The following is a 13315-nucleotide window of genomic DNA, read 5'->3' as shown; positions in this document are numbered from 1 at the left end:
GGGCGTCTTCACACGGGAGACCGCCGCAGGTCGTGCGGCGGAATCCCCCTGGACCCGCTCACTCCACCCCGGGGTGTCCCCCGCACGCAAGGCGCGGGAGGGCCCCAGCACCCGCCCGTTACCGGATCGCAACCCCGCGGCCACCCACCGCGGGCCCGTGATCACGCGCGGTGCGTGCGCCTGGCGGCCCGTGCGCGGGCCCTGCCGCGCAGCAGCTCGACCGCCACCGGCAGCACCGAGACCAGCACGATGAGGATGAGGATGACCTCGATGTTGTCGCGCACGAACGCCAGCCCGCCGAGCAGGTAGCCGAGCGTGGTGACCCCCGCTCCCCAGAGCACGCCGCCGATGACGTTCCAGCTCACGAAGGTGCGGTAGTCCATCTTGGCGACGCCGGCCACCACCGGCACGAAGGTCCGCACGACGGGCACGAAGCGCGCGAGCAGCACCGCGCGGCCGCCGTACTTGTCGAAGAAGGCGTAGGCGTCCTCGACGTACTGGGGCTTGAAGATGCGCGCGTCGGCGCGCCGGAAGACGGCCGGGCCGAGGCGGCGCCCGATGAGGTAGCCGCACTGGTCCCCGAGGACCGCGGCCAGCGGCACCAGCACCAGCGCGAGCCACAGCGGCACCGTCAGGACGCCCGTCGCGATGAGCAGCCCGCCGGTGAAGAGCAGCGAGTCCCCGGGGAGGAAGAAGCCGACGAGCAGCCCCGACTCCACGAAGACGATCACGAGCAGCCCCACGAAGCCGAGGCTGCGCAGGAGGGTGTCGGGGTCGAGCCAGTCGGGGCCGAGGGCGGGGATCACGCCGGCAAGGCTAGGCGGGGCGCGGGGCCCGGGGCGCCGGTTCGCCGCGGCACCCAGCCTGCTGCCAGCCGGCTCCCGGGATGGGAGCGCTCACGTCGCAATCGACCGATTCGCCGGACAGTGACCGCTCGCGCACGTAGCGTCGCGGCCGTGTCTCGCTCTGCACGCCACCGGGCTCCGGTGCGCCCCCTCGTCGACGTCAGCGCCGTGACCCGCGCGGTGGTGACCACGGGTGCGCTCGCCGCCGTCCCGGTCATCGCGACCGCCGGCGCCGCCTCCGCCCACGTGCCGGGCACCTCGGCGGGAGGGACCCCCGCGGTCAAGGCGGCCGCCTCGCTGTCCGTCGCCGCCGCTCCGCTGCCCGCCAACGGGGCGCTCGGCACCAGCTACACCGTGCGCTCGGGGGACACCGTCTCGAGCATCGCCCGGGCAGCCGGCGCCAGCACGCAGGCCGTGCTCGACGCCAACGGGCTCGGGTGGAGCTCGACCATCTACCCCGGCCAGGTGCTGGCCCTCCCGGGTGGCGGCGCCGCAGCGGCTGCCCCGGCCGCCGCCGCGGCGCCCGCTCCCGCGCCGGCCGCGTCGGCCGCCGAGACCGCCGTCTCCGTCGCCAGGCAGAGCGTGGGGCTGGCCTACCGCTACGGCGGCACCAGCCCGACCACGGGCTTCGACTGCTCCGGGCTGGTGCAGTACGCCTACGGCAAGGTCGGGGTCGACCTCCCCCGCACGTCGTCGGCCATGCGCAGCGCCGGGTACGCCGTGTCCGAGCCGCGCGTCGGCGACCTGGTGCTGTTCAACAGCTACGGCCACGTCGCGATGTACGCCGGCGACGGCAAGATCATCGACTCCCCCCGCACCGGGGAGAGCGTCTCGGTCCGCACCCTGTGGACCGACGACGTTCAGTTCCGCCGGGTCGTCTGAGGCCGGCCGCCCGGGCGGGCCGTCAGAAGGTGAAGGCCGCGACCTCGCGCCGCAGCGCCGAGGCGCGGTCGGCCAGGTCCGCGACGGCGGTGCGCGCCTGGCCCAGCGCCTCGCTGGTGGCCTCCGCCGCGGCGTTCACGGAGCCGATGGTGCTCGCGATCTGACCGCTGCCCCCGGCGGCCTCGGCCACCGAGCGCGACATCTCGCGCGTGGTCGCCGTCTGCTCCTCGACGGCCGAGGCGATCGTGGTCTGGAACGCGGCGATCTGCTCGATGACCGCCGAGATCTCCTCCACGGCCGCCACGGCGCCGCTGGAGCCCGCCTGGATGCTCTCCACGCGCCGGGCGATGTCCTCGGTGGCCCGGGCGGTCTCCCGCGCGAGGTCCTTGACCTCACCGGCGACGACGGCGAAGCCCTTGCCCGCCTCGCCCGCGCGGGCGGCCTCGATGGTCGCGTTCAGCGCGAGGAGGTTGGTCTGCTCGGCGATCGAGGTGATCGCGCGCACCACGTCGCCGATCTCCCGGCTTGAGGTGCCCAGGTGGGAGATGGCCTCGCTGGCCGACGCCGAGGCGGCCACCGCGGTGTCGGCGACCCGGGTCGCCCGCGCGGTGGAGCTGGCGATCTCGCGGATCGCCGAGCCCATCTCCTCCGCCCCGGCGGCGACGGTCTGCACGCTGGCGCTGACCTCCTGCGCGGAGCCCGCGACGGCGCCGGCCCGGGTGCTGGTCTGCTCGGAGGCGGCAGCGATCTGCGCCGTCGTGGCCGAGAGCTGCTGGGAGGCGCTCGCCACGGCGTCGGCCGAGGACACCACCGACGACAGCACCGTGCGCAGCGAGCCCAGGGCGCTGTCGAGGGAGGCGCCGGCGGCACCCAGCTCGTCGCGCTGGGACAGGCCGGTGGTGCGGGTCAGGTCGCCCGAGGCGAGGGCGGCGGCCGAGCCGGCGACCGCGCGCAGGGGCCGGACGACGGACCGCGTCACCGCGACCCCCAGGGCGACGAGCGCTCCGAGCGCGAGCAGCGCGGTGGCGGCCACCTCCGCGAAGGCCTTGCGGCGCTGCGACTGGACGTCAGCGGCTGCTGCGTCCGCGTGCGCGGTGACGGCGTCGCCCACGGTGGGCATCGCCTGCTCGAGCGCGGAGAACTGCTGCTGGAAGGCGTCGTAGTCCGCGAGCGCTGCCTGCGGGTCGGCGGTGGCGAGGGCGGCGGCGTCGGCCGCGGCCCCGAGGTAGGCGGTGACGGCGGGCCGCACGCCGTCGACGGCGGCGGCGACGTCAGCGCCCAGCCCGGCGGCGACGACGGCGTCGAGGTGGTCGCCGAGCGCCCGGGAGTGCTCCTCCAGCTCGGCGCTCGCCTCGGTGCGCTCGTCAGAGCCGGTGGCGACGAGCATGCGCAGCACGTCGCCGCGCACGGCGTCGTGCATCATGTCGGCCTCGAGGGCGGCCTCGGTCGCGCGACCGGCGGCGCTGAGGTCGTCGACCCGGTCACCGGCCTCCGCGAGCGCCGCGGCGCCGAGCAGCCCGACGGCGAGGGAGCCGGCGGCGCCCACCGCCACGAGGGTCGACAGCTTGACGCCGACCCGCAGGTCGGACCACCTCACCAGTGCCACGTCGACAGCTCCCGGGCCGGGGCCCGACGGGCCCGTTCCCCCGGGAGATCGACACCGGGGGCGCCGACTTGAGGCCCGGGCGGCGACCGGCGTCCCCCGAGGGGGTCACACGTTGAAGCGGAACTCCACGACGTCGCCGTCGGCCATCACGTACTCCTTGCCCTCGATGCGGGCCTTGCCGCTCTTGCGGGCCTCCGCGACCGAGCCGGCCGCCACGAGGTCCTCGAAGCCGATGACCTCGGCCTTGATGAACCCCTTCTGGAAGTCGGTGTGGATGACGCCGGCGGCCTCGGGCGCGGTGGCGCCGCGGCGCACGGTCCAGGCGCGCGACTCCTTGGGGCCCGCCGTCAGGTAGGTCTGCAGGCCGAGGGTCTCGAAGCCGGCGCGGGCGAGGATGTCGAGCCCGGGCTCCTCCTGGCCGACGCTGCCCAGCAGCTCGGCGGCCTCCTCGGCGTCGAGCTCGGCCAGGTCGGCCTCCAGCTGGGCGTCGAGGAAGACGGCCTGGGCGGGCGCCACGAGCGAGGCGAGCTCGGCGCGGCGGGCGTCGTCGACCAGCCCGGCCTCGTCGACGTTGAAGACGAACAGGAACGGCTTGGTGGTCAGCAGGCCGAGGGTGCGCAGCTGCTCCACGTCGATGCCCGCGCCCTTCGCGCCCGCGAACAGCGTGGTGCCCGAGTCGAGCAGCTGCTGGGCGGCGACCGCGGCGGCGAGCACGGCCGGGTCGGTCTTCTTGCCCTTGACCTCCTTCTCGAGGCGCGGGACGGCGCGCTCGAGGGTCTGGAGGTCGGCGAGCACCAGCTCGGTGGCGATGGTCTCGATGTCGGCCTTCGGGTCGACGCGCCCGTCGACGTGGATGACGTCGGGGTCGGCGAAGGCGCGGACCACCTGGCAGATCGCGTCGGCCTCGCGGATGTTGGCGAGGAACTTGTTGCCCAGGCCCTCGCCCTCGGACGCGCCGCGCACGATCCCGGCGATGTCGACGAAGGAGACGACGGCGGGCACGGTGCGCTCGCTGGAGAACACCTCGGCGAGCCGGTCGAGCCGCGGGTCGTTCAGGGGGACGACGCCCACGTTCGGCTCGATCGTGGCGAACGGGTAGTTCGCCGCCAGCACCGTGTTCTTGGTGAGGGCGTTGAACAGGGTGGACTTGCCGACGTTGGGCAGGCCGACGATGCCGATGGTGAGCGCCACGGTCGCAGGAGCCTACGCGAGCCCCGCCGTGCCGGGGCGCGCCCGCAGTGGCACCCTCGTCCGACGTGATCGCGCCAGCTCCTGCCCGCGGCGGTACCGGCACCCCGGACCGCGGCTTCCTCGGCCAGCCGCGCGGGCTCGCCCACCTGTTCGGCGTCGAGATGTGGGAGCGGTTCAGCTTCTACGGGATGCAGGCGATCCTCGCCTACTACCTCTACTTCTCCGTGGCCGACGGCGGCCTGGGCCTGCCCCGGGCGACCGCCACGAGCATCGTCGGCGCCTACGGCGGGCTGGTGTACCTGTCCACGATCGCCGGCGGCTGGGTCTCCGACCGGCTGGCCGGCCGCGAGCGCGTGCTCTTCGGCAGCGCGTGCGTCGTCATGGCCGGGCACGTCGCCCTGGCGGTCCTGCCCGGCCTGTCGGGCGTGGGCGTGGGTCTGGTGCTCGTGGCGCTCGGCAGCGGCGGGGTCAAGGCGACGGCGACGGCGCTGGTGGGCACCCTGTACACCGAGGGCGACACCCGCCGCGACGCCGGCTTCTCCCTCTTCTACCTGGGCATCAACGTCGGCGGGCTGTTCGGACCGCTCCTCACGGGGCTGGCGCAGGAGCGCTCCGGCTTCCACCTCGGTTTCGGCCTGGCGGCCATCGGCATGGCGCTGGGCCTGGCGCAGTACGCGTGGGGGCGGCGCGGCCTGCGCGGGGGCGACGCCTCCCGGGTGCCCGACCCGCTCCCCCGCGAGCAGCGGCTGCGGTGGGCGGTCATCGCGGTGGTGGGCGCGGCCGTCGTCGTGGTGGCGGCGCTGCTGGGGCTGCTGCAGCCCGCGCACCTCGCCGTCGTCGTCGCCTGGACCTGCGCGGTGGCGTCGGTCGCGTACTTCGCGTTCCTGCTGCGCAGCCCCAAGCTCGACGCCGTCGAGCGGCGCCGCGTGCTGGCCTTCGTGCCGATGTTCCTGGCCAGCGTCGCGTTCTGGTCGCTGTTCCAGCAGCAGGCGACCGTGGTGGCCCTGTTCTCGCAGAGCCAGCTGGACCGCGACCTGCTCGGCTGGACCGTCCCGGCGTCGTGGGTGCAGTCCATCAACCCGGTCCTGGTCATCGCGCTCTCGGGCGCCTTCGCCGCGCTGTGGACGCGGCTGGGCAGCCGCCAGCCGTCGACGCCGGTGAAGTTCGCCGCCGGGCTGGGCGTCCTGGGGCTCGCCTTCCTCGGGTTCCTGCCGATGTCGAGCCCGCAGCCCGCGAGCGCTCCGCTGCTGGGGCTGGTCGGGGTGCTGCTGGGCTTCACCGTGGCCGAGCTGCTGCTCTCGCCGGTGGGGCTGTCGCTGTCCACCAAGCTGGCGCCGCGGGCCTTCCCGACGCAGGTGGTCGCGCTGTGGTTCCTGTCCACGGCGCTCGGCACGGCGCTGGCGGGCGTCTTCGCCGGGCGGTGGTCGCCCGAGGGGCAGGCGGGTTACTTCACCGTGCTCGGGCTGGTCGCCGTCGCGCTGGCGGTGCTGCTCGCCCTGGTCGCGAAGCCGGTGCGCCGCCTGATGAGCGGGGTCGGCTGACGGTCCCCGGGGGACGCCCAGCCGGCGCTCCCCCGGCGCCGTGGCGGCGCGTCGCTGCGCCGTTCGGGCCCGGGTGTCGGTGGCGCGTGGCACGGTCGGAGACGTGGAAGCCCTCTCGCTGCTGGTGATGCTCCTGGCGCTGCTCGCGGGGGCCGCCGTCGGCGCCGTCGCGGCCTGGCAGGTCGCCACCGGCCGCGCCCGCCTCGAGCGCGCCCACGTGAGCGCCGAGCGAGACCTGCTGGCCACGCGGGTGGAGCAGCTGGAGGGCCAGCTGAGCTCCGAGCACGAGGAGGAGCGCGAGCTGGCCGCCGTCCTGGCGCCGGTGAGCAGCTCCGTGGCGCGCATCGAGCGGCAGGTCGCCCAGCTGGAGCGCGACCGCGCCGAGCAGTACGGGCGCCTCGGCGCGCAGCTGCAGCAGGTGGCCGCCTCCGGCGAGGCGCTGCGCCACCAGACCGAGACGCTGGCGGGAGCCCTGCGCTCCCCCAACGTCCGCGGCGCCTGGGGCGAGGTGCAGCTGCGTCGCGTGGTGGAGCACGCCGGGATGCTCGAGCGGGTCGACTTCGACGTGCAGGCCGTGGGCACCAACGCCGAGGGCGAGCAGGTCCGGCCCGACGCCGTGGTCCACCTCCCCGGCGGCAAGCACGTCGTCGTCGACGCGAAGGCGCCGCTCGCGGCCTTCCTGAACGCCCGAGACGGGCTGGCGCCGGGCGCCGTCATGGGTGAGCGCCGCGCCGCGGCCGCCGCCACCGAGCACGCCCGCGCGCTGCGCGGCCACGTCGACGCGCTCGCGGGCAAGCAGTACTGGTCGGCGTTCCAGCCCGCCCCCGAGATCGTCATCTGCTTCGTGCCCGGCGAGTCGTTCCTGGCCTCGGCCTGCGAGGCCGACCCGGCCCTGTTGGAGCACGCGATGGGCCGCAAGGTGGTGCTCGCGACGCCCACCACGCTGCTGGCGCTGCTGCGCACGGTCGCGATCACCTGGCAGCAGGCGGCGCTGTCCGACGGCGCGCGCGAGCTCTTCACCATCGGCCGCGAGCTCCACGGGCGCCTCGCCACCCTCGGCGAGCACACCGGCAAGCTCGGCCGCACCCTGTCGCGCGCCGTCGACGACTACAACAAGGTGGTCGGCACGCTGGAGACCCGCGTGCTGGTCTCCGCGCGGCGCATGGGGGCGCTCGACCTCACCGACGTCACCGTCCCCGACGTGCCCGTGGTCGAGGGCCTGCCCCGTCCGCTGACGGCTCCCGAGCTCGTCATCCCGCCGGAGGAGCGCTCCTCCCCCACCGACCTGACCTCCTGGTCGCTGCAGCGCCAGGGATCTCAGTAGCGTCAGGGGGTGCCAGAGCGCTACCTCCCGATCGAAGAGCACGGCGTCATCGGAGACCTGCGCACCACAGCGCTGGTCGGGACCGACGGCACCATCGACTGGTACTGCCCCTCGCGCTTCGACGCCCCGTCGCTGTTCGCCGCCCTGCTCGACGCCGACCGCGGCGGCTCCTTCAGCCTGCGGGCGCGCACGGCGACCCGGCCCAAGCAGCTCTACCTGCCCGACACGAACATCCTGCTCACGCGGTTCCTGGGCCGGGAGGCCGTGGGCGAGGTCATCGACTTCATGGTCCCCGAGACCAGCAGCGTCGCGGCCCCGCGCGACCTCCTGGTCCGCCGGGCGCGGGCCGTGCGGGGTCGCGCGGAGTTCGTGCTCGACTGCACCCCCGCGTTCGACTACGGCCGCGCGCGCCACCAGGTGCGCCTCGTCGACGGAGTGGGGGCTGTCTTCACCTCCTCCGCCGGCAGGTTCGTGCTGCGGGTGCAGCCCGGCGTCGCGCTGCGGCTGACCGACGGCGTGGACGGGGGCGCCGGCGGCCCCGGCGTCACCGCCGAGTTCGCCCTGGAGCACGGGGAGCAGGCCGACGTCGTCCTGGAGTGGCGCGGCGACGTGCGCCCCCTCGCCGAGGGCGAGGTCGACGAGATGTTCGACAGGACCAGCGACTACTGGCAGCGGTGGTCGGCGGGGTCGCGCTACCGGGGCCGCTGGCGCGAGGTCGTGCAGCGGTCGGCACTCACCCTGAAGCTCCTCGTCTACCACCCCACGGGCGCGCTGGTGGCGGCCCCGACGACGTCCCTGCCGGAGGCGATGGGCGGGTCGCGCAACTGGGACTACCGCTACGCCTGGCTGCGCGACGCCGCCTTCACGGTCTACGGCCTGATGCGGCTGGGGTACCTGGAGGAGGCCTCGGCCTTCATGGACTGGGTGCAGCGGCGCTGCGAGGCCGCCGACGCCGAGCGCGACGTCTCGATCAATGTACGCCGTCGACGGCAGCGAGCACATCCCCGAGCAGGTGCTCGACCACCTCGAGGGGTACCGCGGCTCGCGCCCGGTGCGGGTCGGCAACAACGCCGTCGACCAGCGCCAGCTCGACGTCTACGGCGAGCTCATGGACTCGGTGTACCTCTACAACCGCGAGGTCCCGATCTCGTGGGACCTGTGGACCACGCTGTCGCGCCGCCTCGACTGGCTCGCCGACAACTGGGACACCCCCGACGAGGGCGTCTGGGAGGTCAGGGGGCCCCGGCAGCGGTTCACCTACTCCGCGCTCATGACGTGGGTGGCCTACGACCGCGCCGTGCGGCTGGCCCGCTCGCGCGGTCTGCCGGCACCGACCGAGCGGTGGCGGCGCCTGGGCGCCAAGGCGTACCGGTTCGTGCAGGAGGAGTGCTGGGACCCCGAGCTCGGCGCGTACACGATGTACCCGGGCAGCCGGACCTTCGACGCGTCGCTGCTGGTCATGCCGCTGGTGAAGTTCGCCGGCCCGACCGACCCGCGCTTCCTGTCGACGCTCGACAAGATCGGTGACGAGCTCGTCGCCGACAGCCTGGTCTCCCGGTACGCCATCGACGGGCACGACGGCCTCGTCGACGACGAGGGCACGTTCAACCTCTGCTCGTTCTGGTACGTCGAGGCGCTCACCCGCGCCGGGCGCCTGCGCGAGGCGCGGCTGACCTTCGAGAAGATGCTGACCTACGCCAACCACCTGGGGCTGTACGCCGAGGAGATCGGCCCGTCGGGCGAGGCGCTGGGCAACTTCCCGCAGGCGTTCACGCACCTGGCGCTGATCAGCGCCGCGGTGAACCTCGACAGGGCCCTCAACAGCTGACCCCCCCCCCCCCGCGACGATCACGCACCTGAGCGCCACTCCCCCGCGACGATCACGCACCTCAGCGTCACCACGACCGCCGTCGGATCTTCGGCTCCACACCCAGCAGCTCTCCCACCGCTCGCTCGATCTTCATGTCCCACCCCAGGACGTCGCCCTTCCGCACCGCCCAGACCGTCCAGCCGTGGTCGCGGCGGAGCCTCTCGCGCCGGTCCTCGTCGTGGTCCTGGTCGTCCTCCTCGGAGTGGTCCTCCTCGCCGTCGTGCTCGACGGCGCGGCGCAGCTCGCGCCAGCCCATGTCGAGGCGGTGGGCGCCGGGGCGCTCCTCAGGCACCCAGATCTGCGGCTCAGGACGGGGGAACCCCGCGTCGACGATCCGGCGCCGCGTCCACGACTCCCCGTACGACTCGGTCTTCGGCTCGCACAGGTCGAGGGTCTGCTTGCCGCGCGCCATCCACCTCTGCCGCTCCGGCCACTCCTCGTACCGGGGCAGGAGGGCCACGGGGTCGATGAGCTCGGCGTGGGCCATCGCATCGACACGGCGAGCCCCATGTGCGGCGGGAGGAACCGGGCGACGTCGAGCGCGGTCCGCTCGACGGTGGTCACCGGGATGCCGTCGACCACCGCGGTGTCGCTGGTCGGAAGCCGGTCGAGGTGGGTGACCAGGCCGCGCCTGCGCGGCACCAGCAGGCCGCTGCGGGGGTCGGCCACGCACTCCAGCGGCAGGGGTGAGGCTCGCTGGTGAGGAGCCCGCGGGTCGAAGCCGTGCACCCAGGCGGCCGCGGACCGGGTGACGACGGCCCCTTCCGGCAGGGCCAGGGCGAGGACGCGCAGGCGCACGGCGTCGTCGTCGACCGACCGCGGGTCGGCGTACACGCCGCTGACCGGTTCGCACAGGAGACCCGCCGCGAGGTGGCGGTCGACCGTCCGCGCGCTCACGCCGACGTCGGAGAGGTCGCGCCGCGTGAACGGAGCCACGGGCTCTTGGGGCATCTGGCGTCGGCGAGGCACCCGACGAGCCTGTCGCCAGAGCGGGTCGGCGCGCTGGCGCTGTCGACCGGCCTGTGGACAGCGCCAGCGGAGTGGCGCTCAGGCGCGTGATCGTCGCGGGGAGGAGGGTCAGGAGGCGCCGTAGGCGCGGACGGCGGCGCGCACCGCGGTGAGCGCGGCCTCGTCCACCCGGTCGGGCGCGCGGCCGCGGACCCCAGGCGAGCCCCCACGACGTCGTCGGGCACGTCGACCGGCGCGCAGCCGCGCAGGCCCGCCTCCTCGCGGAGCACCGCCCACACGGCAGCGACCGCCTCCCGGGCGCGCTCGTGCTCCACCCCCGGGACGGCCTCGCGCACCACAGGCACCAGCCAGTCGGCGTCGAACGTCCCGGACGGCGGGCCGAAGACCCGCTCGCCGGAGACCCAGTCGCCGCCGAGCGGCCCCGCACCCGCCACGACGGGCCTCAGCTCGTGGAGCAGGCGCCGGCGGCGGGGCCGGAGCCGCCGGTCGGGGTGAGGCCCAGGCTGGTGCGCAGCTCGCGCGGCAGGGAGAAGACCAGGTCCTCCTGCGCGGTGCGCACCTCCTCGGGCTCGCCGTAGCCGCGGCGGGCCAGGTCGGCGAGCACGTCGTCGACGAGGATCTCCGGCACGGAGGCACCCGAGGTGACGCCGACGACGTCGACGCCCTCGAACCAGGCGTCCTGCACCTCGGAGGCCTTGTCGACGCGGTAGGACGAGGTGGCCCCGTTCTGCAGCGCCACCTCCACGAGGCGCACCGAGTTCGAGGAGTTCGCCGAGCCGACGACGATGACGAGGTCGGCGCGGGCGGCCACCTTCTTCACCGCGACCTGGCGGTTCTGGGTGGCGTAGCAGATGTCGTCGGAGGGCGGGTCGGCCAGCGCCGGGAAGCGCTCGCGCAGGCGGCGGACCGTCTCCATCGTCTCGTCGACGCTGAGCGTGGTCTGCGAGAGCCACACGACGCGCTCGGGGTCGGGGACGGTGATCCCGTCGACGGCGTCGGGCGAGTCGACGACGGTCACGTGGTCGGGCGCCTCGCCCGCGGTGCCCTCGACCTCCTCGTGGCCCTCGTGGCCGACCAGGAGGATCGAGTACCCGTCGCGCGCGAACCGGACCGCCTCGCGGTGCACCTTGGTGACCAGCGGGCAGGTGGCGTCGAGGGTCTCCAGCGAGCGGGCCGCGGCGGCCTCGCGGACCGCCGGGGAGACGCCGTGGGCGGAGAACACCAGGCGGGCGCCCTCGGGCACCTGGTCGGTCTCGTCGACGAAGACCGCCCCGCGCTGGGTGAGCACCTCCACCACGTGCTTGTTGTGGACGATCTCCTTGCGCACGTAGACCGGGGCGCCGTAGTGCTCCAGGGCCCGCTCCACGGTCTCGACGGCGCGGTCGACGCCGGCGCAGTAGCCGCGGGGGGCGGCCAGCAGCACCTGCCTGCGGCGCTCGCCGCCGGTGGGCGCGGCCCCGTCCACAGGGGCGGTCGTCGTCTCCAGCGCTGTCACCCCTCCATCGTAAGGTCGCAGCGTGGTGGAGGCCGGGGCCGAGACGGCCGAGCAGGGGACGCGTCAGGGGGCGCAGCAGACGACGCGCGCCCTCCCGCCCACGGCGGGCCAGACCAGCGCCGAGCACCCGTGGCCGGTGCGGCTGCTCACCATGAAGATCAGCGACTACGTGGCCAAGATGCCCCAGGTCTGGGTCGAGGGGCAGGTCGTGCAGGCCACGCGCCGTCCGGGCACCACCACGGCGTACCTGACCCTGCGCGACACCGACGTCGACATGTCCCTGCCGGTCAGCGCCCACGTGCGCCTGCTCGACGCGCTGCCCGGCGGCCTGGCCGAGGGCGCCCGCGTGGTGGTGCGGGCCAGCCCCGAGTTCTGGACCAAGCGCGGCGTGCTGCAGCTCCAGGCCACCGACATCCGCCCGGTCGGCATCGGCGAGCTGCTCGCCCGCATCGAGCACCTCAAGCGCGTCCTGGCCTCCGAGGGCCTGCTCGACGAGCACCGCAAGAAGCCCCTGCCCTTCCTCCCCCGCTGCGTCGGCCTGGTCTGCGGGCGGGCCAGCGCCGCCGAGCGCGACGTGGTCCGCACCGCCAGCGACCGGTGGCCCGGGGTGCGCTTTGAGGTCCGCCAGGTGGCGGTGCAGGGCGCGAGCGCGGTGAGCGAGGTCAGCGCGGCCGTCGCCGAGCTCGACGACGACGCCGGCGTCGACGTCATCGTGGTGGCCCGCGGCGGCGGCTCCCTCGAGGACCTGCTGCCCTTCAGCAACGAGGCGCTGTGCCGAGCCGTGGCCGCGTGCCGCACGCCCGTGGTCAGCGCGATCGGCCACGAGGTCGACAACGTGCTGCTCGACCTCGTCGCCGACGTGCGCGCCTCCACCCCCACCGACGCGGGCCGCCGCGTGGTGCCCGCCGTCGCGGAGGAGGTCGCCGGGCTGGAGTCCGCGCGCGGCCGGCTGCGCCGCGGCGTGCTGCGCCTGCTCGAGGCCGAGGAGGCGGGCCTGCGGGCCCTGCGCTCCCGCCCGGTCCTGGCCGACCCGCGCGCCCTGCTCGCCGAGCCCACCCGCACCGTCGCCGAGGCGCGCGAGCGAGGGCGCCGGGCCCTGGAGGGGCGCCTGCGCGAGCAGGCGGGGGTGCTCACCGGGCTGGCCGCGAGCGTGCGGGCGCTGAGCCCCGCCGCGGTGCTGGAGCGCGGGTACGCGGTGCTGCAGACCGACGAGGGCCAAGTGGTCCGCTCCCCCGAGGACGCCCCCACCGGGGAGTGGCTCCGGGCGCGGCTGGCGCGAGGGTCGATCGTGGTCGAGGTGGTCGACAACGAGGACGAGGACGACGAGCAGTTCGGAGACGACGGCGATGGCTGACGAGCAGGGCAGCACCGGCAGCACGGCGGTGGCCGACGAGGTCGCCCAGATGGGCTACGAGCAGGCGCGCGACCAGCTGGTCGAGGTGGTGCGGCGCCTGGAGGCGGGTGGGGCTCCCCTGGAGGAGTCGCTGCGCCTGTGGGAGCGGGGCGAGGCGCTGGCCTCCCGCTGCCAGCAGTGGCTCGACGGCGCCCGCGAGCGCCTCGAGGCGGCGCGCTCGCAGGGCTGAGCCGCGGTC

The 13315-nt window shown here is 75.0% G+C and carries 10 protein-coding genes and 1 pseudogene; 6 read left to right on the top strand and 5 right to left on the bottom strand.

What is annotated here, in order from left to right:
* Positions 1-161: 161 nt before the first annotated feature.
* The gene (locus F1641_RS01390; RefSeq protein WP_194902703.1) at positions 162-806 is read right to left on the bottom strand and encodes a VTT domain-containing protein; all 645 of its coding nucleotides are present in this window, start codon (positions 804-806) and stop codon (positions 162-164) included.
* 150 nt (positions 807-956) lie between these two features.
* Between F1641_RS01390 and F1641_RS22375 the strand changes: the two genes are divergently transcribed.
* The gene (locus tag F1641_RS22375) at positions 957-1727 is read left to right on the top strand and encodes a C40 family peptidase (RefSeq protein ID WP_194902702.1); all 771 of its coding nucleotides are present in this window, start codon (positions 957-959) and stop codon (positions 1725-1727) included.
* A gap of 22 nt (positions 1728-1749) precedes the next feature.
* On the opposite strand, the gene F1641_RS01380 is transcribed toward F1641_RS22375, so the two are convergent.
* Positions 1750-3324, bottom strand: coding sequence for a methyl-accepting chemotaxis protein (locus F1641_RS01380; protein WP_206690367.1), 1575 nt, complete (start codon positions 3322-3324; stop codon positions 1750-1752).
* 114 nt (positions 3325-3438) lie between these two features.
* Positions 3439-4524, bottom strand: a complete 1086-nt coding sequence (ychF, locus tag F1641_RS01375; protein WP_194902700.1) for a redox-regulated ATPase YchF — start codon at positions 4522-4524, stop codon at positions 3439-3441.
* A 65-nt stretch (positions 4525-4589) separates the two neighbouring features.
* Here ychF and F1641_RS01370 point away from each other — a divergent pair, with 65 nt between their 5' ends.
* The 3 genes and pseudogenes from F1641_RS01370 to F1641_RS23645 all read left to right on the top strand — a co-directional run bounded on the left by F1641_RS01370 (position 4590) and on the right by F1641_RS23645 (position 9217).
* A complete protein-coding gene (locus F1641_RS01370; protein ID WP_206690366.1) occupies positions 4590-6065 on the top strand; it encodes a peptide MFS transporter in 1476 nt (491 codons plus the stop codon).
* A 103-nt stretch (positions 6066-6168) separates the two neighbouring features.
* Entirely contained in the window at positions 6169-7389 is a 1221-nt protein-coding gene (locus F1641_RS01365) for a DNA recombination protein RmuC (RefSeq protein ID WP_194902699.1), read from the top strand.
* Positions 7390-7398: 9 nt separating this feature from the next.
* Positions 7399-9217: pseudogene (locus F1641_RS23645) on the top strand (glycoside hydrolase family 15 protein).
* Between the two features lie 67 nt (positions 9218-9284).
* On the opposite strand, the gene F1641_RS01355 reads toward F1641_RS23645, so the two are convergent.
* Positions 9285-9746 (bottom strand): hypothetical protein, encoded by a 462-nt coding sequence (locus F1641_RS01355; RefSeq protein ID WP_194902698.1) that lies wholly within the window; start codon positions 9744-9746, stop codon positions 9285-9287.
* A 924-nt stretch (positions 9747-10670) separates the two neighbouring features.
* Positions 10671-11714, bottom strand: coding sequence for a 4-hydroxy-3-methylbut-2-enyl diphosphate reductase (locus F1641_RS01350; protein WP_206690513.1), 1044 nt, complete (start codon positions 11712-11714; stop codon positions 10671-10673).
* Between the two features lie 31 nt (positions 11715-11745).
* On the opposite strand from F1641_RS01350, the gene xseA reads away from it, so the two are divergent.
* Together xseA and F1641_RS01340 are read left to right on the top strand one after the other, a co-directional pair.
* A complete protein-coding gene (gene xseA, locus F1641_RS01345) occupies positions 11746-13077 on the top strand; it encodes an exodeoxyribonuclease VII large subunit (RefSeq protein ID WP_309225301.1) in 1332 nt (443 codons plus the stop codon).
* On the top strand, positions 13070-13306 hold the full coding sequence (locus tag F1641_RS01340) for an exodeoxyribonuclease VII small subunit (RefSeq protein ID WP_194902697.1): 237 nt from the start codon (positions 13070-13072) through the stop codon (positions 13304-13306). Before xseA ends, F1641_RS01340 begins: the two co-directional genes overlap by 8 nt.
* Positions 13307-13315: the final 9 nt, after the last annotated feature.

The organism is Quadrisphaera sp. INWT6 (assembly GCF_015390235.1).
In the GTDB taxonomy this organism is placed as follows: domain Bacteria; phylum Actinomycetota; class Actinomycetes; order Actinomycetales; family Quadrisphaeraceae; genus Quadrisphaera.
Note: the sequence above shows the minus strand (reverse complement) of the source record. Positions and strands in the feature narration are given on the sequence as shown.